General features: G+C 32.9%; 22 protein-coding genes. 12 read left to right on the top strand and 10 right to left on the bottom strand.

Features of this window, described 5'->3' with window-relative positions; translation table 11 throughout:
• Positions 1-32: 32 nt before the first annotated feature.
• The 3 genes from ppk1 (at position 33) to C4S29_RS00860 (ending at position 3,888) form a co-directional block, all read left to right on the top strand.
• A complete protein-coding gene (gene ppk1, locus C4S29_RS00870; RefSeq protein WP_103912239.1) occupies positions 33-2,093 on the top strand; it encodes a polyphosphate kinase 1 in 2,061 nt (686 codons plus the stop codon).
• 82 nt (positions 2,094-2,175) lie between these two features.
• Positions 2,176-3,072: a Ppx/GppA phosphatase family protein gene (locus C4S29_RS00865; protein ID WP_103912238.1), complete on the top strand. Its 897-nt coding sequence runs from the start codon at positions 2,176-2,178 to the stop codon at positions 3,070-3,072.
• 42 nt (positions 3,073-3,114) lie between these two features.
• Positions 3,115-3,888, top strand: coding sequence for an SGNH/GDSL hydrolase family protein (locus C4S29_RS00860; protein WP_103912237.1), 774 nt, complete (start codon positions 3,115-3,117; stop codon positions 3,886-3,888).
• 146 nt (positions 3,889-4,034) lie between these two features.
• Here C4S29_RS00860 and C4S29_RS00855 read toward each other — a convergent pair whose 3' ends face one another.
• The 4 genes from C4S29_RS00855 to C4S29_RS00840 form a co-directional block, all read right to left on the bottom strand.
• Entirely contained in the window at positions 4,035-4,283 is a 249-nt protein-coding gene (locus tag C4S29_RS00855; protein ID WP_103912236.1) for a NifU family protein, read from the bottom strand.
• A gap of 3 nt (positions 4,284-4,286) precedes the next feature.
• Positions 4,287-5,390, bottom strand: coding sequence for an Mrp/NBP35 family ATP-binding protein (locus C4S29_RS00850; RefSeq protein WP_103912235.1), 1,104 nt, complete (start codon positions 5,388-5,390; stop codon positions 4,287-4,289).
• 188 nt (positions 5,391-5,578) lie between these two features.
• Positions 5,579-6,919, bottom strand: a complete 1,341-nt coding sequence (locus C4S29_RS00845) for a M28 family metallopeptidase (protein WP_103912234.1) — start codon at positions 6,917-6,919, stop codon at positions 5,579-5,581.
• Position 6,920: 1 nt separating this feature from the next.
• Entirely contained in the window at positions 6,921-7,955 is a 1,035-nt protein-coding gene (locus C4S29_RS00840; RefSeq protein WP_103912233.1) for a threonine aldolase family protein, read from the bottom strand.
• A gap of 133 nt (positions 7,956-8,088) precedes the next feature.
• Here C4S29_RS00840 and C4S29_RS00835 point away from each other — a divergent pair, with 133 nt between their 5' ends.
• Complete coding sequence (locus tag C4S29_RS00835; RefSeq protein WP_103912232.1) at positions 8,089-8,739, top strand: metal-dependent transcriptional regulator; 651 nt, start codon at positions 8,089-8,091, stop codon at positions 8,737-8,739.
• Positions 8,740-8,782: 43 nt separating this feature from the next.
• Here C4S29_RS00835 and C4S29_RS00830 read toward each other — a convergent pair whose 3' ends face one another.
• Complete coding sequence (locus tag C4S29_RS00830; RefSeq protein ID WP_103912231.1) at positions 8,783-10,177, bottom strand: tetratricopeptide repeat protein; 1,395 nt, start codon at positions 10,175-10,177, stop codon at positions 8,783-8,785.
• Between the two features lie 34 nt (positions 10,178-10,211).
• A complete protein-coding gene (gene gyrA / locus C4S29_RS00825; RefSeq protein ID WP_103912230.1) occupies positions 10,212-12,839 on the bottom strand; it encodes a DNA gyrase subunit A in 2,628 nt (875 codons plus the stop codon).
• 147 nt (positions 12,840-12,986) lie between these two features.
• Between gyrA and C4S29_RS00820 the strand changes: the two genes are divergently transcribed.
• On the top strand, positions 12,987-13,301 hold the full coding sequence (locus tag C4S29_RS00820) for a DUF4286 family protein (protein WP_103912229.1): 315 nt from the start codon (positions 12,987-12,989) through the stop codon (positions 13,299-13,301).
• 17 nt (positions 13,302-13,318) lie between these two features.
• On the opposite strand, the gene C4S29_RS00815 is transcribed toward C4S29_RS00820, so the two are convergent.
• The 3 genes from C4S29_RS00815 to C4S29_RS00805 all read right to left on the bottom strand — a co-directional run bounded on the left by C4S29_RS00815 (position 13,319) and on the right by C4S29_RS00805 (position 15,614).
• Complete coding sequence (locus C4S29_RS00815; protein ID WP_103912228.1) at positions 13,319-13,777, bottom strand: hypothetical protein; 459 nt, start codon at positions 13,775-13,777, stop codon at positions 13,319-13,321.
• A gap of 77 nt (positions 13,778-13,854) precedes the next feature.
• Positions 13,855-14,541 (bottom strand): Bax inhibitor-1/YccA family protein, encoded by a 687-nt coding sequence (locus C4S29_RS00810; protein WP_103912227.1) that lies wholly within the window; start codon positions 14,539-14,541, stop codon positions 13,855-13,857.
• A gap of 38 nt (positions 14,542-14,579) precedes the next feature.
• Positions 14,580-15,614, bottom strand: a complete 1,035-nt coding sequence (locus C4S29_RS00805; protein ID WP_103912226.1) for an acyl-CoA reductase — start codon at positions 15,612-15,614, stop codon at positions 14,580-14,582.
• 57 nt (positions 15,615-15,671) lie between these two features.
• Here C4S29_RS00805 and C4S29_RS00800 point away from each other — a divergent pair, with 57 nt between their 5' ends.
• The 7 genes from C4S29_RS00800 (at position 15,672) to C4S29_RS00770 (ending at position 22,278) form a co-directional block, all read left to right on the top strand.
• Complete coding sequence (locus tag C4S29_RS00800) at positions 15,672-16,022, top strand: 4Fe-4S dicluster domain-containing protein (RefSeq protein ID WP_103912225.1); 351 nt, start codon at positions 15,672-15,674, stop codon at positions 16,020-16,022.
• 114 nt (positions 16,023-16,136) lie between these two features.
• Positions 16,137-17,201, top strand: a complete 1,065-nt coding sequence (serC, locus tag C4S29_RS00795) for a 3-phosphoserine/phosphohydroxythreonine transaminase (RefSeq protein ID WP_103912224.1) — start codon at positions 16,137-16,139, stop codon at positions 17,199-17,201.
• A gap of 5 nt (positions 17,202-17,206) precedes the next feature.
• Positions 17,207-18,166, top strand: coding sequence for a D-2-hydroxyacid dehydrogenase (locus tag C4S29_RS00790; RefSeq protein WP_103912223.1), 960 nt, complete (start codon positions 17,207-17,209; stop codon positions 18,164-18,166).
• The gene (locus C4S29_RS00785; RefSeq protein ID WP_103912222.1) at positions 18,167-19,405 is read left to right on the top strand and encodes a DUF1015 domain-containing protein; all 1,239 of its coding nucleotides are present in this window, start codon (positions 18,167-18,169) and stop codon (positions 19,403-19,405) included. It begins immediately after the preceding gene.
• Between the two features lie 207 nt (positions 19,406-19,612).
• Positions 19,613-20,386 (top strand): ion transporter, encoded by a 774-nt coding sequence (locus tag C4S29_RS00780; RefSeq protein ID WP_103912221.1) that lies wholly within the window; start codon positions 19,613-19,615, stop codon positions 20,384-20,386.
• 165 nt (positions 20,387-20,551) lie between these two features.
• On the top strand, positions 20,552-21,910 hold the full coding sequence (locus tag C4S29_RS00775) for a M20/M25/M40 family metallo-hydrolase (protein ID WP_185116931.1): 1,359 nt from the start codon (positions 20,552-20,554) through the stop codon (positions 21,908-21,910).
• On the top strand, positions 21,910-22,278 hold the full coding sequence (locus C4S29_RS00770) for a diacylglycerol kinase family protein (protein WP_103912220.1): 369 nt from the start codon (positions 21,910-21,912) through the stop codon (positions 22,276-22,278). Before C4S29_RS00775 ends, C4S29_RS00770 begins: the two co-directional genes overlap by 1 nt.
• Here C4S29_RS00770 and C4S29_RS00765 read toward each other — a convergent pair.
• On the bottom strand, positions 22,251-23,024 hold the full coding sequence (locus tag C4S29_RS00765; protein WP_103912219.1) for a patatin-like phospholipase family protein: 774 nt from the start codon (positions 23,022-23,024) through the stop codon (positions 22,251-22,253). The genes C4S29_RS00770 and C4S29_RS00765 overlap by 28 nt on opposite strands.
• Positions 23,025-23,028 lie beyond the last annotated feature (4 nt).

Below are 23,028 nucleotides of genomic sequence, written 5' to 3'. Positions count from 1 at the left end.
TTCACTATTTTTGAGATAAAATTAAAATATTTATGTCTCAGCATTTTAATCCACGTGATGTTACTTGGCTTGCATTTAACGAGCGCGTTCTGCAAGAAGCGATGGATGAATCTGTCCCATTACAACTTCGCATTCGCTTTTTAGGTATTTTTTCTAATAATTTAGATGAGTTTTTCCGTGTTCGAGTAGCAGGATTAAAGCGGGCAATGGATTTTAAACAAAAAATAATATCCGAATCCTTTTTCCAAGAACCTTCAAAAATTTTATCTAAAATCAATACAATTGTTTTAGATCAGCAGCAAAACTTCAGTAAAACTTGGGAAAAAATACAAGAAGAAATGGCGGCACAAAAAATTTTCATAAAAGTCGCAAAAAATTTAAGCCCCCTTCAAGAACAATTTATCTTGCGTTATTTTGATGAAGATGTAGAATCTAATGTGATCCCAATTTTGCTTCACGAAAACACACAAATGCCCTATCTGCGAGATAAAAGTTTGTATTTGGGCGTTACCATGAAAAAAAAATCCACTGAAAATCATAAAAATTTTGCCATAATTGAAGTTCCTTCTCGTGCGCTTGGTCGCTTTGTGATTTTGCCATCAGAAGGTGAAGAAAAAAATGTAATGCTTGTGGAAGATGTCATCATATATAATCTACCGCATATATTTTCTTATTTTGGCTACGACGATTTTTCTGCGCACGCCTTCAAAATTACCAAAGATGCAGAATTTGATTTGGATAATGACATCAAAACTACCCTTGCTGCAAAAATTGAACAAGGCATCAAAAGCCGAAGAAAAGGCAAACCAACACGCTTGGTATTCGACCGTGAAATAGACAAAGATTTTTTAGAATTTTTAATAAAAAAATTAAATCTGACAAAAAAAGACAGTATTATTCCAGGCGATAAAATTCACAATTTCAAGCATTTTATGGATTTTCCTGATGTTTTTAAAAATGAAAAAAAACCAATTGAAAGAACTTCTTTTTTACACTCAAAATTTAAGAAAAATCGTGTGATGGATGTGCTTTTGAAAGAAGATGTTTTGCTCACGTTTCCCTACCACAGTTTTGTGCCGGTGATCGATTTATTGCGAGAAGCAGCAATGGATCCGGAAGTGAAATCTATCGCAATTACGGCTTACAGATTGGCCAGCAATTCAAAAATCATCAATGCATTAATTAATGCCGTTCGCAATGGCAAAGAAGTAACCGTGATGATTGAGTTGCGCGCGCGCTTTGATGAAGAAGCCAATTTGATGTGGAAAGAAAGACTAGAACTAGAAGGTGTAAAAGTTCTACTGGGAATTCCTGATAAAAAAGTACACGCCAAATTATGCGTTATTAAAAAAAGAGTACAAAACAAAACCATTCAATTTGGCTTCGTGTCAACTGGAAATTTTAACGAAAAAACGGCAAAAATTTACAGCGACCATCTATTAATGACTTCAGATAGAAAAATAATGGCCGATATCAATAAAGTATTTAATCTATTGAAGAAACCAAAACTAAACCCAGAAATTGCTTTGAAAAGTTGCCAAGAATTATTGGTTTGCCCGACTTTTATGCGCAAGAAATTTTTAGAAAAAATAGATTTTGAAATTAATGAAGCCAAAAGTGGCCGAAAAGCAGAAATCATCGTTAAAGTTAATTCTTTGAGCGACCGCGATTTAATTACAAAACTCTATGATGCGGCAGCAGCGGGTGTAGTTATAAAAATGATTGTTCGTGGGATTTATTGCGCCATCAACCAAGAAAATTTCAAAGAAAAAATGAACAGCATCTCTATTGTTGACGAGTATTTGGAGCATGCTCGCGTCATTTATTTTTACAACAAAGGCGCAGAAGATATTTACATTTCTTCAGCAGATTTTATGACCCGAAATTTGGATTACAGAATTGAAGCAGCTGTAAAAATTAAGCAAAAAAATCTTAAAAAAGAACTGAAAGATATTTTGGAAATTCAATTGAAAGACAATGTAAAAGCGCGAATTTTAGACAATAAATTAAAAAACAAATATGTGCAAAATGATTTACCTAATTTCCGTTCACAAATTGAAACTTACCATTATTTAAAAAATAAAAATATATAAAATAGCTCTTTTCAAACTTTAATAAAAACTTATTTCTAAGTTTCGAAACGCTATAAGACAAATAAAAAATAAATAAGAAATTATGAAAATTGCCGCAATAGATATTGGAAGTAATGCCGCAAGATTGCTCATCAACAATGTGATTGAAGACGAAAAGAAACCCGCAGAATTCATAAAAATGAATCTCTTGCGCATCCCATTACGCTTAGGAATGGATGTTTTTTCGACAGGGGAAATTGGGGAAGCACGAGAAGAAATGACTTTAAAAACCATGAAAATTTTCAGCGATTTAATGAAAATGTATGGTGTAGAACATTATCGTGCGTGCGCTACAAGTGCGATGCGAGATGCGAAAAACGGCAAAGAAATTTTGGTAAAAGTAAAAAAACAAAGCGGCATTGATATAGAAATAATTTCTGGTGACGAAGAAGCGGCTTTGGTTTTTGAAAATCATATTGCAGAAAATTTAGATGAAAAATCGTCCTATCTTTATATCGATGTTGGCGGCGGTTCCACGGAAATCACCTTTTTTGAAGATGGAAAAATGGTGTTTGAAAAATCTTTTAATATCGGAACTATTCGCCTTTTGAACGGTTTGGTAAGCAAAGAAATGTGGAAGGAAATGAAAGATGAAATTTGTGAAAATATCAAAAGTGAAAAAAACATCAGCGCAATTGGCTCTGGCGGAAACATCAATAAAATCTTCTCTATGAGCAAAACTAAAGAGGGAAAACCGATGGCCACTTCTTATTTAAAAAAATATTATACCGAACTTTCTGACTTAAGCGTACAAGCCAGAATGAGAAAATTTAATTTCCGAGAAGACCGCGCCGATGTGATTGTCCCCGCTTTGAAAATTTTTAATAATGTGATGCATTGGGCAAAAATTAACAAAATTTATGTGCCTAAAATTTCTGTGGCAGATGGTTTGATTAAAAATATTTATGCAGAAGTTTCGAGCAAAAATTCTATTTTATAATTTCTATCAAACATTCTATACTGCCATTACTTCTAAATTAAAATGTTCAATTTTCAAAAAATAAAATACTATTTCCCAATAATCCCATCACTTCCTGGTTTATATTTGGAAAGCAAAAATATTCGCAAAATTTTGCCAGAAATGAAAAACGCACCCGATTTAGAAGGTGAAATTTTTATAGGAAATAAAGATTTTTTGAATGTTTTATTTATTGGTGAAAGCACTATTTCTGGCGTTGGCGTGAGAACAAATTCCGAAGGTTTTAGCGGCGCACTTTCAAAAATATTAGCGGAAAAATTGCAGAAAAGCATCAAGTGGAAAGTTTTTGCAAAAAGTGGTTTTAATGTTAAAAAAATTGCAACAGAAATCGTTCCCAAAATTCCAAAGCAAAAAGCAGATTTCATTTTTATCGGCATCGGTGGAAATGATGCTTTTGAATTGACACATCCCGAAACTTTTCAGGAAAACCTAAAAAATTTAATTAAAAATTTAAAAGAAAAATTTCCAAAAACGCCCTTGGTTTTTATTAATTTTCCTGCTGTGGAAGATTTCCCTGCTTTGACACCGAAATTAAAAAAATTAATGATCACTTGGGTTAAAAGTTTACAAGAACGAATGATAGAAGTGGCTTCCAGAGAAAACCATGTTTATTTTGATCCTGAAATAATCACATTTAGCAGTTGGAAAGACAAATTAAATCTCGATTTAGAACTCGAAGAACTTTTCAGCGATGGCATTCATCCTTCAAAAATTTCTTACCAACTTTGGGCAGAAATTGTTTCGAGGTTTATTTTTGAAAAAGCGAAGATTTTGTAGAACCACAAATTTAATTTTCTACATTTGGCGCATAAATTCCACTGAATTGCTTGAACTTTTAGCGTAAATTTAATCTTTTTTACTTCAGAAATTCATTTAAAAAATACCAAAAAAAATCCTTTTAAATTAATAAAAGGACTTGGATTTTAAGAAACGCTAATGACTTCCGTAATTTCGGGCGCGAACTCTTTTATTTTTTGTTCTACCCCAAACTTCATCGTAGAAAGACTCATAGAACATTGCACACAATTTCCTAAAAGTTTGACTGTCACTACATTATTTTTCACATCTACCAACTCAATATCACCGCCATCTTTATTTAAAAATGGCCGAATGCTTTCGAGGGCATTCAAAACTTTGGTTACTAAATCTGTATAAATTTTATCTTGAGGCATTTTTTATTTTTTTGGGGAACAACCAGCCATTGTAGTAATTTTAACCGCTTCTGTCGGCGGTAAATTGGTGTTTCTTTCAACTAAACTTTCCACCATATTTTGGGCTGTTTTTTGAAAAATATTAGATAAAATAGAATTTTCTTGCAAAGCAGCAGGTCGGCCAATATCACCAGATTCTCTTAAACTTTGCACCAACGGAATTTCGCCAAGTACCGGAATACCCAAGTCTTCCGCTAAATATTGTGCGCCTTGACGGCCAAAAATATAATATTTATTTTCTGGAAGTTCTTCTGGTGTAAAATACGCCATATTTTCTATCAAACCTAAAACCGGAATATTGATGCTTTCCATAGTAAACATTCCAATTCCTTTTTTCACATCTGCTAAAGCGACATGCTGCGGCGTACTCACGATTACTGCGCCAGTTACAGGAACTTCTTGAATAATGGAAAGATGAATATCGCCCGTTCCTGGTGGTAAATCTATTAGAAGAAAATCTAATTCGCCCCATGCTGCATCGCGAATCATTTGGTTCAAAGCTTTACTCGCCATTGGTCCACGCCAAACTACGGCTTGGTTTGCACCTGAAAAATAACCGATGGAAAGCATTTTTACGCCATAATTTTCTACAGGTTTCATTAATTCTTTGCCATCAATGGTAACAGAAAGTGGTCTTGAACCTTCTGTATTAAGCATTGTTGGGATTGAAGGGCCATAAATGTCGGCATCTAAAACACCCACTTTAAAACCCATTTGCGCTAAAGTAACCGCCAAATTTGCAGTAACAGTAGATTTTCCGACGCCACCCTTTCCGGAAGCGACGGCAATTATATTTTGAATACCCGGAATTTCTTTTCCTTTAATTTGGTTTTTCTGAACTTCTGAAGGTTCAGGAGAGGCAATTTTTAATTTGACTTCGATATTTTCGCCAAACTCACTAGCGAAAGCCTGTTTCATTGCGACTTCTAATTTCTTTTTTTCGTGCATTGCAGGCGAATGCGCCGTCATATCAATATAAACTTGATCGCCCATAATTTGAAAATTATGAACCAAATCTTCAACTTCAATCTCTTTTAAAAATGCCTGAACTTTGTCTTTAGATAACATAAACTTGTAAATATTTTGCAATACAAATTTACGGAATATTTATTTGAATTTAGAATGATTAAAAACAGCAAATAATACCTATAAATAAATTCAATCGAAAAAAAATATTTTTCAACTTGTAACCTAAGTTCGATTATTAATTAATTTTAAAACAATAAAAAAAATTTTCAATAATCGACAGTCGCTTTTTACCGCGCCAATCCTGGAACAACCGGCAAACTTTCATTTCCTTCTGGCGAAACACTTTGCACGGCGAAGAAATAATTATCTTTAGAATAAGGAATTTTAATCGATAAATCTTTAGTGAAAATCTTTTTTTGCCACATCGATTGATCCGTTTCTCTTATTAAAATATAATAGCCAAAAACGTTTCCTGTTAAAGGTTTTTCCCATTTTAAAGAAGTAAAATTGGTTAAATCTTTTACTTCCATTTTTACATTTTCTGGTTTTGAAGGTGCTTTTGCTAAATTTGATAACACAGCCAAATTAACCGATGTATTTTTTCTCAAATAAACAAAATCCATAAATTTTACCAAATCGCCATATTCCGTTTTATTTTCTGTGCGCAAATCTTGGTGTTGGTGGTCAAAATTTTCGCCCATATCTGTAAAACGAACCGCTGGAAAACCTGCTTCTACAAAAGGTGTATGATCGCCTCCGCGTAAAAATCTATCGTTTCTATAAATTAATTTTACTTCTAAATTATCAACATATCTTTCACCAATTTCTTTAGAATATCTGGCTAATTGTCTTGCTTCGCCATCATTTTCTAAACCAAAAGCACGAATATATTTCGCTTTTTTATCTAAATCAAAATAAGGCAAACCTTCACTAAAAACACGCAATTGCATATTTGAAATATTGTGTGTGTCGATTGCTTCATTATTCCCAATCATATCATTATTGAGCATTGCCACGACATTCCATTTTTCTTTCACAGCGCGGTCTGCAAGCATTTTTGAGCAAAACAAACCTTGTTCTTCACCAGAAACTGCAACAAAAACCACTGTCGCGGGAAAATTAGATTTAGATAAAATTCTTGCACATTCTAAAACTGCGGCTACTCCACTTGCATCGTCATTTGCGCCGGGCGCATCGTCTTTAAAATTTAAAATATCTGTCACTCTAGAATCCAAGTGACCAGAGATAATGAAAACACGATTATCAGCAGGATTTGTTCCTTTTAAAATCGCAATTGCATCGCCCAAATTTGTTGCTTGCGTAATTCTCTTTCCATCAGGTTGCAAATCTTCCGTTTGTAATTCTACAGACATTCTTCCACCAGCGTTTTTTGCATCATTTTTAAATTGACTTAAAACCCAGTTTCTTGCAGCACCAATTCCTCTTTTTTTATCTGAAGTTGAACTCATTGTATGTCGCGTGCCGAAACTCACTAATTTTTCAACGTTAGATTTTAGAGAATCTGAATTGACTTGCGAAACATAATTAGAAATTTCTGGGTCTCTGTTAATGATTGTTTGTGCGGATAAAGTACCTGCAAAAAATAAAAATAATAGCGCTTTATTCATTTTAATTTTTTAAATTTTTTATAGCGTCACAAAATTCATTTGTAACAGATTCTGGTGTCGCCCAAGAAGTAATTAATCGAATTGCGGAATTTTCTGAATCGATTTTTCTCCAAGTGTAGAAATCAAAATTTTCTGACAATTGATTAATTTTATTTTGATTTAAAATAGGAAAAATTTGGTTGCTAAATGTGTCTGAAAGAAATTTAAAACCTTTATCAACAAAGGTTTTTTTGATTTTCATGGCTTCAGAGTTGGCGTGTTTTGCCAAATCAAAATACAAATTATCCGTCATTAAAACATCAAACTGAATTCCCAATAATCTTCCTTTTGCGAGCATTCCGCCTTTTTGCTTAATATGAAAGCCAAATTCTTCTTGCAATGCTGGATTATTTATCACAATTGCTTCTCCCAATAAAGCGCCATTTTTTGTGCCGCCCAAATAAAATGCATCCGTATATTTTGCAATATCTGCTAAGGTTAAATCATTATTTTCCGCCATTAAAGCGTGGCCCATTCTTGCGCCGTCCATCATTAAATAAAGATTATTCTCTTTGCAAAATTTAGATAAATTTATTAATTCTTCTTTAAAATAATTGGTACCAATTTCCGTAGAATTTGAAATGTAAACCAGTTTTTGTTTGAGTTGATGCGGTTTATTTTGGTGTAAATCTATAACACCTTGAATATGTTTCGGTTTTAGTTTTCCGTCGGAAGTTTCTACACTATGAACTTTATGACCTGTTGCTTCTATTGCGCCAGTTTCATTAGTTAAAATATGACCAGTTGCGGCAGAAATTGCACTTTCGTGAGGACGAAGAAAGGCTGAAATTAAAATTAAATTGGCTTGCGTTCCGCCAGAAACGAAATGAACTGCGGAATTTGGCGAGTTTGTTAATTTTAAAATTTTTTCTGTCGCGCTTTGGCAATAATCATCTAAACCATAACCGTTTTGCTGAACTAAATTTGTATTTAAAAGTGCTTCCAAAATTTTTGGATGACAACCTTCTGAATAGTCGTTTTTAAAGGAATATTTCATTGCACTAATTTAAAGAAATAAATTTCAAATTAAAGATTTATATTTTAAATATTGACTTTTTAGAAAATAAATAACTCGTCGTTTATAATTCTAAAAATGTTAGATTTGTAAAATATTAATTCTAACATTTAGTATGAAAACTTTAACCGAAGAAAATTATTTAAAAGCAATATTTCATCTCATAAAGCCCGATAATACTGTAACTGTAACAGATCTTAGCAAATTTTTAAATATAAAAATGCCGAGTGTAAATAGTATGATGAAAAAGTTTGTGGAAAAAGATTGGGTGCGCTACGAAAGTTATAAACCTTTAGAAGTGACGGAATTTGGTAAAAAAGAAGCCGCATTAATTGTTAGAAAACACAGATTAACAGAAATGTTTTTGGTAAAAAAAATGAATATTGGCTGGGAAAACGTGCATGATATTGCAGAACAATTGGAACACATCCATTCCGACGAATTTTTTGAAAAAATGGATGAAATGCTGAATTTTCCGAAAATAGATCCGCACGGCGAACCGATTCCTGATAAAGATGGCAATATTATTACACAAGATTTAAAAAAATTGAGCGATTCTAAAGTGGGCGAAAAAATAATTTTAAAAGCAGTTACTTTAGATACAGAAGATTTTTTGAGTTTTCTTAATGAGCGTAATTTGACTTTAGAAACAGAAATGCAAATTATTAAAATAGAGAAAATAGACGCTTCTATGACGGTGGAATTTCTTAATAGAACTGAAATTTTTAGCAAAATAATCTGCGATAAACTTCTCGTAAAAGCATAAAAAAACAGAGCCGAAACTCTGTTTTTAATACTATAAATCTATTTTATTTTCCTTGTTTTGCTTTTAAAGCGGCTTCTTTGGCTTTCATTTCTGCTGCTTTTGCATCGTTTTTATTCATCATATAAAGATTTTTTAACAAACTTACGACACTTAAATCGTCTGGTGCAATTGCATACCACTTTTCAGCATAAGGCAAGGCGGTGAGAAGTCTATTTCTTCTATTCTCTAAAATTTTGTTGGCTTCTTCAGTTTTGCCTGCTTTTCTAGCCGCTTCATAGTCTGCTCTCACTTTATCATCATCATCACCAATTTTCATTTGGGTAAGATTTTGAAGTGCTGCAACATAATTTGGCTTTATTTGTAAAGCTTTATTGAAAGCATCTTCTGCTTCTTTTACTGTTGCAGGGTTTTTGCTTTCCATCACACCAAGATTAAACCAACTGTCTGCATCATTAGGATTTGCTGCGACTTGTTTCTTAAGAATATCGATAAATTCGGCTGATTTTCCACTTCCGTAAAAAGATAGACCTTTCACATTCATCAAATCTGAATCGCCCGGAAACTTAGCCAAACCTTTGTCTGCTACTTTTATAGCTTCATCGTAGCGTTTTGCATTGTAAAGATTTTTACTATTAATGGTATATAAATCTTTTTCTACACTTTTTGAAGTTTCAGTTTTAAAATCTGTATAATCTCCTGAAGCGCCCATTTTTTTGTAAAGATCCCAAGTGGTTTTATCTAATTTATCTACTTCACCTGTTTTTTTATTTTTTGCCGTGTAAGTGGTTTCAACACCTGTATAGCCACTATCGATCAAATCATTATAAATATCAACAGATTCGTCTAATTTACCGGCTGTAGAATAGGAAATTGCGGCGTTCATTAGAATTGATTTATCATCTGTACCGGCTGCCTTTAGCAAATAATAGGTTTCTTTAAACTTATCGCCCGCTTCAGCATATTTTTTGGAATTGTACGCATCCACAGCTTCTTGATTGGTTTTTTGCAGAATTGGATTAATTTTTTGTCCTAATTTTGCAGAAGTTGTAGGGACATAAGTTTCTGGTTTTAAATTAGTTAAACCAGATTTTTTATAAGCCTCTTCCCCTACATAATAAACACGATCTCTATCGGCATTTTTACCTGTGTAGATTTTCATTTTACCAAGGTCATTAATTTTGGCTAAAAAAGCGGCACCTTCTTGTGTTTTACCAGCATTAAGAAGGGTTAAGCCTTTGGTATAATAATATTGTTCTAAAACTTCAGGATCTAAAAGATAAGTTTTATCGCCCATCATACTTTCCGCTGCAGAAAGTTGCGCAACTGCAGTTGCATTATCACCACTTTCTATGGCTTTGTAGGCACTTCCGATTTCTTTTTTCTGTGCCGTCGCAAAAGTAATCGAGACCAAAGCTAAACTTAAAATTATTTTTCGCATTTTATTTAATTTTATAATTTTTATTTAATTTTAATTAATCTAAATTTTCATCATCCGATTCATTTTCCTTTTCTGCGTCCTCATTATTTTTCAAAACTTCTGGATCTTCAGTATTTAAAACATTATCATCTGTTTGCTGTGCAATTGAGGTTTCTGGAAGATTGTTTTCTCCCAAAACAGCATCAGGCTGATCTTCATCAATTTCTACTTCTTTATCCATCTCAACTTTTGCAATGGCGGCAATTTCGTCATCTTTACGAAGATTTATCATTTTCACACCTTGTGTATTTCTACCCATCACGCGCATATTATCCATATTCATACGGATTGCAACGCCAGATTTATTGATAATCATCAAACCATCATCATCTGTAACACTTTGAATTGCAATTAAATTGCCAGTTTTTTCGGTAATATTTAGGGTAATTACACCTTTTCCACCACGATTGGTTTCGCGATAATCTAAAACTGCGGTTCGTTTGCCGTAACCTTTTTCAGAAACCACCAAAACAGTATCATTTTCTACATCATTTACCACAATCATACCAATTACCTCATCTCCTTCAGAAAGCGAAATTCCGCGCACACCAATTGAACCTCTTCCAACTGCTCTAGCTTTAGATTCAGGGAAACGGATGCATTTTCCATTTTTCGTGGCAATCATTATTTCAGAGTTTCCGTCTGTTAATCTTGCGCCCAAAAGCATATCGTCTTCACGGATTTCGATGGCATTAATTCCATTTACTCTTGGTCGAGAATAGGCTTCCAACGACGTTTTTTTCACCGTTCCGTTTTTGGTAATCATCACGATATTCATTTGTTGAACGTATTCTTTGTCCTTCAAATCATTGGTTCGGATATAGGCTTTTATTTTATCGTCTGGCTCAATATTAATTAAATTTTGAACAGCTCTTCCTTTTGATGTTTTTGAACCTTCAGGTATTTCGAAAACGCGCAACCAATAGCACTTTCCTTTCTCTGTGAAGAACATTAAATATTGATGGTTGGTTGCTGTTACGATATATTCTAAGAAATCTTCATCTCTAGTGGTTGCAGCGCGGTTTCCAACGCCACCTCTACTCTGCACTTTATACTCTGAAAGCAAAGTTCTTTTTACATAACCTGCGTGAGAAATAGTTAAAACAACTTTCTCATTTGGAATAATATCTTCGATAGACATTTCGCCACCGCTGTAATCTATTTCAGTTCGGCGTTCGTCGCCATATTTTTCTTTTATTTCTAAAAGTTCTTCTTTAATGATTTCGTATCGTCTTGGTTCATTATCCAAAATATCTTGCAAATCATTAATTAATCGCATAATTTCCTCGTATTCTGCACGGATTTTATCCAATTCCATGCCCGTCAAACGTGCCAAGCGCATATCTAAAATCGCTTGTGCTTGGATGTCGGAAAGTTCAAATTCAGTTATTAATCCTTGTTTTGCATCGGCAGGATTAGAACTGTTTCTGATAATTTTTATGGCTTTATCTAAATCATCTTGCGTACCGATGACTTTCATAAAACCTTCGAGAATATGTGCTCTTTCTTTGGCTTTTTTAATTTCGTACTCTGTTCTTCTAACTACAATTTCATGACGGTGATCTACAAAATGGTGAATAATATCTTTTACATTTAATTGAACAGGACGTCCTGCAACCAATGCAATATTATTACAGCTAAATGAAGTTTGTAGCGCTGTATATTTATAGAGTAAATTTAAAACTACGTTTGGAATCGCATCATTTTTAAGTTCATAAACCACGCGCAAACCGCTTCTGTCGGATTCGTCACGAATTTCATAAATTCCTGGGATTTTTTCTTCTTTTACTAAATCTGCGGTTCGGGCAATCATATCCGCTTTGTTCACCTGGTAAGGAACTTCGGTTACGATAATTGCATTTCTGTTGCCAATTTCTTCAAAACCCACTTTCGCACGTAAGACTATTCTTCCTCTTCCTGTATGAAAAGCATCGCGAACACCGTCATAGCCGTAAATAATTCCACCTGTTGGAAAATCTGGCGCGATGATGTGTTGCATTAATTCATCGATCGTAATTTCATTATTTTCGATGTAAGCAACGATTGCATTAATACTTTCCGTTAAATTATGTGGTGCCATATTGGTGGCCATACCAACCGCAATTCCGGAAGTTCCATTCACTAAAAGATTGGGAATTCTACTTGGTAAAACCTTTGGTTCCGTTAAACTATCATCAAAATTAAATTGAAAATCTACGGTATCTTTATCTAAATCTGATAATATTTCATCAGAAATTTTTTGTAATCTCGCTTCGGTGTAACGCATTGCTGCAGGTGGATCACCATCCATTGAACCAAAATTCCCTTGTCCGTCCACTTGTGGATAACGCAAACTCCACGGTTGCGCCATTCTTACCATCGCGTCATAAACCGAAGTATCGCCGTGTGGATGGTATTTACCTAGAACATCTCCTACAATTCTGGCCGATTTTAAATGTTTTCTATTAGAAAAAACATTCAAACCATACATTCCGTATAAAACTCTTCTGTGAACGGGTTTCAAGCCATCTCTTACGTCTGGAAGTGCGCGGGAAACAATAACTGACATAGAATAATCTATGTAAGACGACTTCATTTCATCAACAATGTTGATCGGGATTAACCTTTCTCCTTCTGTGTGCATAAATATTTTTTAATAAAATGAGAATCAAGCGTTTATGAATTAAATTTGATTCTTCTAAATTTCTAATTTTAATAACGCGCTAATTTACGAAAAATTAACGATTTTTGCAGACATAAATTTAGCAAAAATCATAAAAAAATCATAAAAATGAGTATTTTAAGCATCACTTTTCACACACCAGAACATCTGCTTTCGGATTGGGAAAAATTCCAAGAAAATTCTTTAGAAAATTTAATTGAAAACCTAATTCAAGTGGAAAATTATATTCTATCTGATGTTGAAAGTGAAATGCTGCACGAGGGAAAAAATACCAATTTGCTTCTCATTTTTGAAGATGAAAATTTGCGAGAAGAATTTGTGGATAGCGAACTTCTAAATCTTCAACATCACATTGAAAAAGAATTTGGCGAAGATGTGATGGTTTTTAAAACATATTTGAACGAAAGGAAAAGTAGGATGTAGAATTTGGATTATATTCTTTATTGATAAGTTTGTTTGTATTTAGTCTTTAGATATTTGAACAAATCTATTCCTGAATAAACTGTTCCACATAAAGTCAGTAGAAAGAAAATATAAACCCATTTTAAAGAGTCTTTCTCAGTCCAAATAATCTTATTATTTACTTCAAGTTGCGTAGGATTACTATCTATCGTTTGGTGGATTCCAGTATAATATTTGACATTTTTTCCAATTAAATTTTTATCTTGAAGTTCCGCCCAAAATTTTTCATATTCATCATTAATTTTTAAATCAGTACCATCAATCATTATCAAATGAAGTGTGGTAATATATTTTTGAGGTAGTGATAAACTATGATTTTCTTCAGTTAATATTTTAGTTGAAGATAAAATTTTATTCTCTTGATTTAAATCTTTTAAATCCGCGTTAAAATTAGGTAGGAAAAAATAGAAAAGACAAAATATCAAAAATATCGTCATAAGATAGATTTGAAATTTATAACCAATTCTCCTAATGCGGCTCAAAAAATTCGATTTTATTTAAATGATAAATTCTATTAACTCCTTCTCGACATCAAAATTCTTAAAACATACCAAAATAACAACATTATTGAAGAAAATAAAAGCAAAGCTGCACCCACATATTGGTCGGTTGCATAAGTGTCTTTTAATTTACTTGTTTGGTATAAAATGGCACCACTCGCTAAAATTACCATTCCAACGGAAAACCAAAGTCCAAGGTTAAAACCGAAAATTGCGCCTGCAACTATTAATCCTAAAGCCACAAAACCACCCACTGTAATTGCAGTTCGCAAAAAAGAAAAATCGGTGTTGGTCATAAAAACTACCGCTGTTAATCCTGCAAAAAGTGCAACAGTAATTAAACCTGCTTGTTGAATAATTTCAATTCCTGCATAACGTGTTGCTATGAAAATTAAAGGCAAAAATATGATGGATTCTAAAATAACATAGAAACCCAAACCGGCATATTGCACATTTTTATCTTGAGATAAAGTCCACTTTTCTGAAACGTAGGAACCAAGCCAAAATAAACCCAAAATTCCGAGCCAAACGAATCTACCACTGAGCATTTTCATAATGAGTTCATCTGGAACGTATTTTAATAAAAGCCCTTCTACAATCATAAATGCTAAAATTGCGAGTGCAACATGCATATAAGTTTTTTTGTAAAATTCTGCTCTTTCGGCTTCTTGCGCGTGTGATAATTGAACGGATTGATTCATTATTTTTTATTTTTAAAAGAACGAATTTAAGAAAATTTTTAAATTAAACTCAAAAATTTTAAAGTATTTACATTGTCAGCAAAAGTATTCAAATCTGGATGTTGCGCTTCACCAAAGGGAATAGTTTTAAAATTAAAATCACTTTTCCCAACTACACATTGAATTTCTGATTCCTTATTTTTTATAAAAACTTCCACTTCATCAATATTTTCGTAGCGAGAAAAATTAACCACAGAAAGCGGCGAAAAAAGTGCATCATCTTCTTTTAACATCACAAAATTATTATCCCAAAATAAATCTTGATTTAGCAAATAAATCGCTTTATTATAATCATAATTATTTGCGTATTTATGATGATTAATGATATTTCTATATTCCAAGAAATTTTTAAATAACTTTTCTAAATTAAAATCTTTTGGTATAAAAAGTCGCGTTACATTTCTGCAACCTAAACCAAAATAAGTGAAAATGTCTTGCGCTAAAAGTTGAAGTTCTTCATCAGTCTCATCTCCTTTTAAAACAGCAACTGAGGTTCTATTTTTACGAATAATTCTGTCATAATCTTTAAAATAATATTCTAAATATCTCGCCGTATTGTTGCTTCCAGTTGCAATCACGGCATCAAAGTTTTCTAGCTTTTCTACAAACTCATATTCAATTTCAATTTCGGAAAAATCATTCCATAATTTTAATAAAAACGGAATCATTCTTTTATCTTTTGAAGATAATTTAATTAAAGGCACGTTGCCACTTAAAATGACGCAAATAACATCATGAAAACCAACCAAAGGAATATTTCCTGCCAAAATTAGCCCCACTTTTTTACAAGTTTCTGAAAATTGATAATTAGAAAGCCAGTTTACTAAGTTTTCTTCAGTTAATAAATTTGCCCAATCATTTAAAGCCAATCTTTGGTAATATTCTGTAAACCAAGGATTTTCATTTTCTGAAATTCTGATGATATTGGTTAATTCATTGTCAAAATCATTGAAATTTTCAGGATTTTTAGAAAGAAATTCGGTTAAGAACGTTCCTAATTTAGAAAGTCCAAATATGATATATCTTGTTGCCATATACTTTTTGTTGTGCTAAAAAATTGCTAATTTTGTGCAAATTTAAAACAATTAGAAATGGCAATCAGAATAACTGATGAATGTATTAATTGTGGCGCCTGCGAACCAGAATGCCCAAATAATGCAATATATGAAGGCGCAGTAGATTGGAAAGCGTCTGATGGAACGGCTTTGAAGGGTCGTGTTACTTTGAAATCTGGCCTTACAGCAGATGCAGATGCACCTCAAGAGCCAGTGAGCGACGATATTTATTTCATAGTTGCAGATAAATGCACAGAATGTATGGGCTTTCATGAAGAGCCGCAATGTGCTGCAGTTTGCCCTGTAGATTGCTGTATTCCAGATGAAGATCATGTAGAATCGGCTGAAAGTCTTTTGGCAAAAAAGGCATTTTTACATGCTGAATAAATGATTATTGTTAAATAATCATAGAAAATATAAAGCGATCAACCACAACTTTGCGAACTTAGAAAACTATAAAAGATTGAAATTTTATTTCAATCTTGCTTTAATAAAAATAAAATGAATAAAAAACATAATTTCAGCGCAGGACCAAGTATTTTACCACAAGAAGTTTTTCAAAAAGCTTCAGATGCAATTCTAGAATTTAATGATTCAGGTCTTTCTATTTTAGAAATTTCGCACAGAAGTAAAGATTTTGTTGCGGTAATGGATGAGGCGAGAGCAATCGTAAAAAGATTAATGAAAATAGGCGACGATTACGAAGTGCTTTATTTGCAAGGCGGCGCAAGTTTGCAGTTTTTGATGGCGCCATTTAATCTGATGAAATTAGAAAGTGGAAAAGCCGCTTATCTCGATACTGGTTCTTGGGCTGCTGCTGCAATAAAAGAAGCAAAAAAACTGGGAAAAGTAGATGTTGTAGGTTCTTCAAAAGAAGAAAATTATTCTTTTATCCCAAAAGATTTTAAAGTTGGTCCGGAGTACGATTATTTTCATTTTACTTCAAATAATACCATTTTTGGAACGCAAGTTCACCACTTTCCAGATGTTGATACGTTGAAAGTTTGCGATATGAGTTCTGATATTTTTAGCCGTGTGATAGATTTTAATTATTTTGATATTATCTATGCTGGAGCACAAAAAAATATGGGGCCTGCAGGGACTACTTTGGTGGTTGTAAAAAAAGATATTCTGGGGAAAACTGGGCGAGATATTCCATCTTATTTGGATTATGATTTGCATATCAAAAAAGAATCTATGTTTAACACGCCGCCCGTTTTTGCAGTTTACACTTCACTTTTAACCTTGCAAAATTTAGAAAAAAATGGCGGAATTGAAGCTGTAGAAAAAATAAATAATCAAAAAGCAACTTTACTTTACGATGAAATCGATAGAAATCCATTATTCGAAACATTTTGTAAAAAAGAAGACCGTTCTGTTATGAACGCCTCTTTTAAATTAATTGATGAATCTAAAAAAGAGGAATTTGATGCAGCCTGTAAAGCGGCGGGAATTAATGGATTAAACGGACACCGAAGTTTAGGCGGTTACAGAGCAAGCATGTACAATGCTTTGCCTTTAGAAAGCGTTCAACTATTGGTAGATGTAATGAAAAATTTAAAATAATTTAAATGAAAGTTTTAGCCAATGATGGCATTTCTGAAGCCGGAATAAGACTGTTAGAGGAAAACGGAATTGAATTTTTAAACCAACGCGTTTCACCAGAACATTTAGAAAATTTCATAAATGAAAATAAGGTAGATGTTCTTTTGGTAAGAAGCGCCACAAAAGTTTCTAAAGAATTAGTAGATGCCTGTTCTTCATTAAAAATTATTGGTCGCGGCGGAATTGGGATGGACAATATTGCCGTAGATTACGCCAGAGAAAAAGGCTTAAAAGTAATCAACACGCCCACTGCTTCATCAAAATCTGTGGCAGAATTGGTTTTCGGCCACTTTTTCACAATGGCAAGATTTCTACATGAATCTAATCGGCTGATGCCACTAGAAGGCGACACGAGATTTAAAGATTTAAAGAAAGATTTTAAAAACGCCTTTGAACTTTCTGGTAAAACTTTAGGTGTTATTGGTTTTGGCTCTATTGGGCAAGAAGTGATAAAAATGGGCATTGCTCTAGGTATGAAAGTGAAAGTTTGCACCAGAAAGCCAAAAACTGAAAATTTACAATTAGATTTTTTTGATGGTCAAACAGTGAATTTTGAAATTACCTCCACCAATAACATGGAAGAATTTTTAAAAGATTCTGATTTTATAAGTATAAATACACCGAAAACCACAGAATATATTCTTTCAACACCAGAATTTGAACAAATGAAAACTGGCGTATTTATTGTAAATACTGCGAGAGGAGGCGTTTTAGATGAAGTAGCGATGCTCAAATTCATAGAAAATAAAAAAATTGCAGGCGTTGCACTAGATGTTTTTGAAAGTGAACCGAAACCAGAACTCGCTTTATTGATGAATCCTGCACTCTCATTATCGCCACACATTGCAGGTAGCACGGTAGATGCGCAAACCAAGATAGGAATTGAACTTGCCAAAAAATTAATTGCTTTAAAAAAAGATTTATAAATGCCAAATTTTAAACCTTTCCGTGGCGTAAGACCAACAAAAGAATTTGTTGATATTTTCCCTACGCATCCGTTGGATAATTTTTCGCAGGAAGAAATTAATGAAAAATCTGCAATAGATTATTCCTATATTCAAATGATTAAACCTTACGTAGTAAGTAAATCTAAAGATATCGACCGAAATCTTCGGAAAATACGCAGCAATTACGAAGAACTTTTAGCTGATCATAAGTTGGTGCAAGATTCTTCTGCTTATTATCTCTATTCACAAACATATGCAGATAAAAGCGTTTTTCGAGGCCTGCTTGGTTTAGTAAGTGTAGAAGAATTTTGGGAAGGAAAAATCAAAAAGCACGAATCTACTATCACAGCAAGAAAAGAAAAATTAGCGCATTATTTAGAGAAAGTAAACATCCAAGCAGAGCCCGTTTTACTTACTTATCCATCAAATTCTAAAGTAGAATTATTGATGAATTATGAGGAAAAAAATATTCCAATTTTAAATTATGTAGACGACTTCGGCACAAGACACAAAATCTGGAAAATAGACAACAGATTGAAAATGAAAGAACTAAAAGATGTTATTGAACAAATAGATTCTTTCTACATTGCAGATGGCCATCATAGAATTGGTTCTGCTGCTTTAAACGCCAAAAAACAAAAAGAAAAAAACAAAAAACACAATGGCACAGAACATTACAATTATGTTTTCAGCTATATAGTTTCTAGCCAATCTATAAAAATTCACGATTATAACCGATTGTTAAAAAATCTAAACGGCCTTTCCGCTGAAGAATTATTAAAGAAATTAGAGACCAGTTTTTTAATACACGAAAAAGGTGAAAAGCCTTACTATCCTTCTCAAAAGTTCCATTTTAGTATGTACTTAGAGGGAAAATTCTATAGTTTACACGTAAAGCACGACATTAGAAAATCTGTTGAAACTAGCGATTTAGATCACATGTTAATGCGCAAATATATATTTAATGATATTTTTGGTATTTCTGATCCAAAAATTTCCGATGAAATCACTTACTTAAAAGGAAATTCTAGCATTGATGGCATTCTTAAAATTAAAGAAAAAGTAGATTCTGGTGAGTTTAAAGTAGGTTTTGGTATTTATCCAGTTAGTTTTTCTGATATGATAAAAACATCAGACGAAAAAAAGATTATGCCTCCAAAATGCACTTATGTAGAACCGAAATTAGTAACGGCTTTGGTGATGTATGATATGAAATAATCTAGTGATTATGAGCTTCTAAAATTTAAAAAAACAATCAATTAACATTTTTAAGAAAGGTACTTTCAATATTGAGAGTACTTTTTTTATATTAATACTCAAAGGAATAACATTTTGTTGAAAAAAACTTAATTATATTTGTGATTTAGGAAAAATGAATCTAAAATTTGTTTTTAAAAATAATTTTCAATCATTAAAATTATCAATATGTTAAAAAAGAAAATTTACCAGTTTATAAACATAAATTCATCATTCCAAAAACTCATTTACACTTTAATAATTTTAAATGTAATTTCTTTAATTCTCGCATCATATAAAGAAATTTATATCAAATATGAATTATTCTTTGATTACTTTGAAATATTTTCAGTATCAGTTTTTACAATTGAATATATCTTAAGGTTTTGGACAGCAGATTTAGATTATGAAAATGGAACATCTTTTTCAAAACGACTAAAATTTAGCACTTCATCGTTTGGATTAATTGATTTATTTGCGATTTTACCATTTTATTTACCTTTAATTTTTCCTTTCGATTTAAGAATTTTAAGAATTCTTCGGCTTTTTAGATTGTTAAGAATTTTCAAACTTGGAAGATTATCAAAATCACTTCAAACGATTACAAGTGTATTAAAAGAAACAAAATCGGAATTATCAATAACACTTTTTGTTGCATTTATATTAATGATTTTATCCTCTACCTTAATGTTCTTTGTAGAAAACGAAGCACAACCAGATAAATTTGAAAATATTGGGCAATCACTTTGGTGGTCGGTTGCAACATTAACAACGGTTGGTTATGGAGATATTTATCCAATTACAGGTTTAGGAAAATTCTTAAGTTCAATAATTGCATTAATCGGAATTGGTTTTGTAGCATTACCAACCGGAATTATAAGTTCTGCATTTATAAAAAAAATGCAACAAGAAAAAGAGCAAAACAAAGAACACATTTGTCCAAATTGTGGAACAAAATTTTAAATACAAATGATAATATTTTTAAATTTTATATAAAAAAGATTAATCCGTCATTTAAATAAAGTAGAAATTAATTTTTTTAAAAATAACAACAAAGAAAAATAACGTCAGTTAAAATTCCCCATTTTCAAAAAATAATAATTAATTTTGAAACACATTAAATTAATTATGAAAAAATTCACCATACTTCTTCCGCTCTTTTTGGGCGGATTATTTTTTGCCCAAACCAAAGCAGATTCTTTAGAATTTAAAAAAATCTCAGACGAAATTTTAACGAACGGACAAGCATACAACAATTTGCACCAATTAACCAAAGACATCGGCCACAGATTAAGCGGTTCTGAAGCCTACGAAAAAGCCACAAAATGGGCCTATGAAAAATTAAAAGAAGCCGGCGCAGACAAAGTTTGGTACCAAGATGTGATGGTTCCAGTTTGGGAAAGAGGCAAAGAATCTTTGCAAATAAAATCAGGGAAAAATTCTTGGAAATCTCTCAATATGCTTTCGATTGGGAATACAGAAGGAACGGGCGGAAAAGATTTAGAAGGTGAAATTATTTATGTAAAAAGCCTCGAAGATTTAGATAAAATGAATGAAGCAGATGTAAAAGGAAAAATTGTTTTTTTTAATTATCCTTTTAACCAAACATTTATTTCTACCGGACAAGCGTACGGCGATGCAGGAAAATATAGATTTTCTGCCGCTTCTCACGTTGCTGCAAAAGGTGGAAAAGCAATGATTATTCGTTCCCTTTCTTCCGCTTTTGATGATGTTCCACACACGGGAACGCAAACTTATGACACAAAATATGCAAAAATTCCGGCAGTTTGTATCGGTGTGAAAAGCGCCGATGAACTAGAAAATACTTTAAAAACCCAAAAAGTTTTTGCTAAATTAAATTCAAATTGTGGCATGAAAGGTGAAAAACTTACGCATTCTGTAATCGGCGAATTGACGGGCAAAAAAGACCAATCTGTAATCGCAGTTGGCGGGCATTTGGATTCTTGGGATGTGGGTGAAGGCGCAAGTGACGACGGAGCGGGCGTTGTGCAAAGTATTGAAGTGCTGAGAACTTTTAAAAAATTAAATATTCCAAATAATCACACGATTCGCGTTATTTGTTTTGCCAATGAAGAAAACGGTGCGAGAGGTGCCGCAAAATATGCAGAAGTAGCAAAAGAAAAAAACGAAAAACATATTTTCGGTTTAGAAAGTGATTCTGGCGGTTTTGCGCCGCGCGGTTTTGGCTTGGTAATGAATGACGAAAAAAGAAACGAAGTGAAATCTTGGTCGGCTTTATTTTTCCCTTACGGCATTTACGATTTCTCGAAAAAATATGCAGGAACTGATGTAGAACCTTTAGGCGATTTGGGAACACCAACTGGTGAATTAGCACCCGATTCTGCGCGTTATTTTGATATTCATCACACGAATGAAGATACTTTTGAAAAAGTAAACCGTAGAGAATTACTTTCTGGTGCTTCCGCGATGACACAATTGATTTACATGATTGATAAAAACTGGTAATGAAAAAACCACCATTTTATAAAAGTCTCGCTTTTGCCTTCAAAGGTTTATTTTTAATGCTAAAAAATGAGCGAAATTTTCAGATAGAATTAATTGCCTTTTTAGTAAACATCGGATTAATCGGATTTTTTAGAATTAACTACATTGAAGCTAGTTTTATAATTTTAGCTTGCGGATTGGTTTTGGTTGCTGAAATTTTAAACACAGCCATAGAAAAATTATGTGATTTTGCAGAACCAAATTTTCATTCGAAAATTGGTATTATCAAAGATATTTCTGCAAGCGCGGTTCTTTTGGCAACTCTATTTGCTGTAATTATTGGCATTCTTATTTATTGGCCTTACTTAGAAAATTTGCTTTCATTATAGCTGTCTTTTGCTGCGTTGTAGCCTATTTCGTAAATCTCTTCTAATCGATTTGATTTGCGTTCAAAAGTGCCGTAAGTCGCCAATTTTTTTGAAGATATAAACCAATCACAATATGCAAATTTGTAAATCTCGGTTCTGTGCGAAAGTAATTCGTAGGCTCTTGTCGTTACAGATTTTATGGTGGAAAGATTTTCCATAGTGACTTCTTCTGGCATGGAAACGTAAACACCAATCATTTTATCGCAATCATCCTTAATAATATCGGCAGGAAAATTATTTAAAACACCACCATCGCTAAACATTTCATTGCCAACAATATACGGCGTTGTAATGCCTGGGATTGAGCAAGATGCAATCACTGCATCGACAATTTTATACTCTTTTCCGAAAATTTTTTGATTTCCGGATACCAGTTCTGTAGCCACAATTCTGACGTCTTTTTCTAAATCTCCTAAAGTTCGATTTTCAAAAATAGGCTCTAAATAGGTTCTGAAAATGGAAGAAGACACCAAACCAGGTTTATTAATTGCAAAATGTCGCCAATTAAAAAAATAAACAGATTCAAAAAAATTTAAAATTTCTTCAGAACTTTTACCCGCCGCGTACATACTTCCTACAATTGCACCAGCGCTGCAGCACGCTATAATGTCTGGCTTAATATTTTGCTCTTCAAAAAATTTTAGAACTCCCGCATGCGCAACACCTTTTGTGCCGCCTCCAGATAAAACCAAGCCTAAATTTTCCATCTAA

The sequence above is a fragment of the Halpernia humi genome (assembly GCF_900108025.1).
Classification (GTDB): Bacteria; Bacteroidota; Bacteroidia; order Flavobacteriales; family Weeksellaceae; genus Halpernia; species Halpernia humi.
The sequence above is the reverse complement of the archived record's forward strand: the minus strand, read 5'-3'. Positions and strand labels throughout refer to the sequence as shown.

What these genes read in the sequence shown, in the direction of transcription:
- ppk1 (WP_103912239.1), top strand. Translation starts at nt 33, where the DNA reads ATGTCTCAGCATTTTAATCCACGTGATGTTACTTGGCTTGCATTTAAC.
- C4S29_RS00865 (WP_103912238.1), top strand. Translation starts at nt 2,176, where the DNA reads ATGAAAATTGCCGCAATAGATATTGGAAGTAATGCCGCAAGATTGCTC.
- C4S29_RS00860 (WP_103912237.1), top strand. Translation starts at nt 3,115, where the DNA reads ATGTTCAATTTTCAAAAAATAAAATACTATTTCCCAATAATCCCATCA.
- C4S29_RS00855 (WP_103912236.1), bottom strand. Translation starts at nt 4,283, where the DNA reads ATGCCTCAAGATAAAATTTATACAGATTTAGTAACCAAAGTTTTGAAT.
- C4S29_RS00850 (WP_103912235.1), bottom strand. Translation starts at nt 5,390, where the DNA reads ATGTTATCTAAAGACAAAGTTCAGGCATTTTTAAAAGAGATTGAAGTT.
- C4S29_RS00845 (WP_103912234.1), bottom strand. Translation starts at nt 6,919, where the DNA reads ATGAATAAAGCGCTATTATTTTTATTTTTTGCAGGTACTTTATCCGCA.
- C4S29_RS00840 (WP_103912233.1), bottom strand. Translation starts at nt 7,955, where the DNA reads ATGAAATATTCCTTTAAAAACGACTATTCAGAAGGTTGTCATCCAAAA.
- C4S29_RS00835 (WP_103912232.1), top strand. Translation starts at nt 8,089, where the DNA reads ATGAAAACTTTAACCGAAGAAAATTATTTAAAAGCAATATTTCATCTC.
- C4S29_RS00830 (WP_103912231.1), bottom strand. Translation starts at nt 10,177, where the DNA reads ATGCGAAAAATAATTTTAAGTTTAGCTTTGGTCTCGATTACTTTTGCG.
- gyrA (WP_103912230.1), bottom strand. Translation starts at nt 12,839, where the DNA reads ATGCACACAGAAGGAGAAAGGTTAATCCCGATCAACATTGTTGATGAA.
- C4S29_RS00820 (WP_103912229.1), top strand. Translation starts at nt 12,987, where the DNA reads ATGAGTATTTTAAGCATCACTTTTCACACACCAGAACATCTGCTTTCG.
- C4S29_RS00815 (WP_103912228.1), bottom strand. Translation starts at nt 13,777, where the DNA reads ATGACGATATTTTTGATATTTTGTCTTTTCTATTTTTTCCTACCTAAT.
- C4S29_RS00810 (WP_103912227.1), bottom strand. Translation starts at nt 14,541, where the DNA reads ATGAATCAATCCGTTCAATTATCACACGCGCAAGAAGCCGAAAGAGCA.
- C4S29_RS00805 (WP_103912226.1), bottom strand. Translation starts at nt 15,614, where the DNA reads ATGGCAACAAGATATATCATATTTGGACTTTCTAAATTAGGAACGTTC.
- C4S29_RS00800 (WP_103912225.1), top strand. Translation starts at nt 15,672, where the DNA reads ATGGCAATCAGAATAACTGATGAATGTATTAATTGTGGCGCCTGCGAA.
- serC (WP_103912224.1), top strand. Translation starts at nt 16,137, where the DNA reads ATGAATAAAAAACATAATTTCAGCGCAGGACCAAGTATTTTACCACAA.
- C4S29_RS00790 (WP_103912223.1), top strand. Translation starts at nt 17,207, where the DNA reads ATGAAAGTTTTAGCCAATGATGGCATTTCTGAAGCCGGAATAAGACTG.
- C4S29_RS00785 (WP_103912222.1), top strand. Translation starts at nt 18,167, where the DNA reads ATGCCAAATTTTAAACCTTTCCGTGGCGTAAGACCAACAAAAGAATTT.
- C4S29_RS00780 (WP_103912221.1), top strand. Translation starts at nt 19,613, where the DNA reads ATGTTAAAAAAGAAAATTTACCAGTTTATAAACATAAATTCATCATTC.
- C4S29_RS00775 (WP_185116931.1), top strand. Translation starts at nt 20,552, where the DNA reads ATGAAAAAATTCACCATACTTCTTCCGCTCTTTTTGGGCGGATTATTT.
- C4S29_RS00770 (WP_103912220.1), top strand. Translation starts at nt 21,910, where the DNA reads ATGAAAAAACCACCATTTTATAAAAGTCTCGCTTTTGCCTTCAAAGGT.
- C4S29_RS00765 (WP_103912219.1), bottom strand. Translation starts at nt 23,024, where the DNA reads ATGGAAAATTTAGGCTTGGTTTTATCTGGAGGCGGCACAAAAGGTGTT.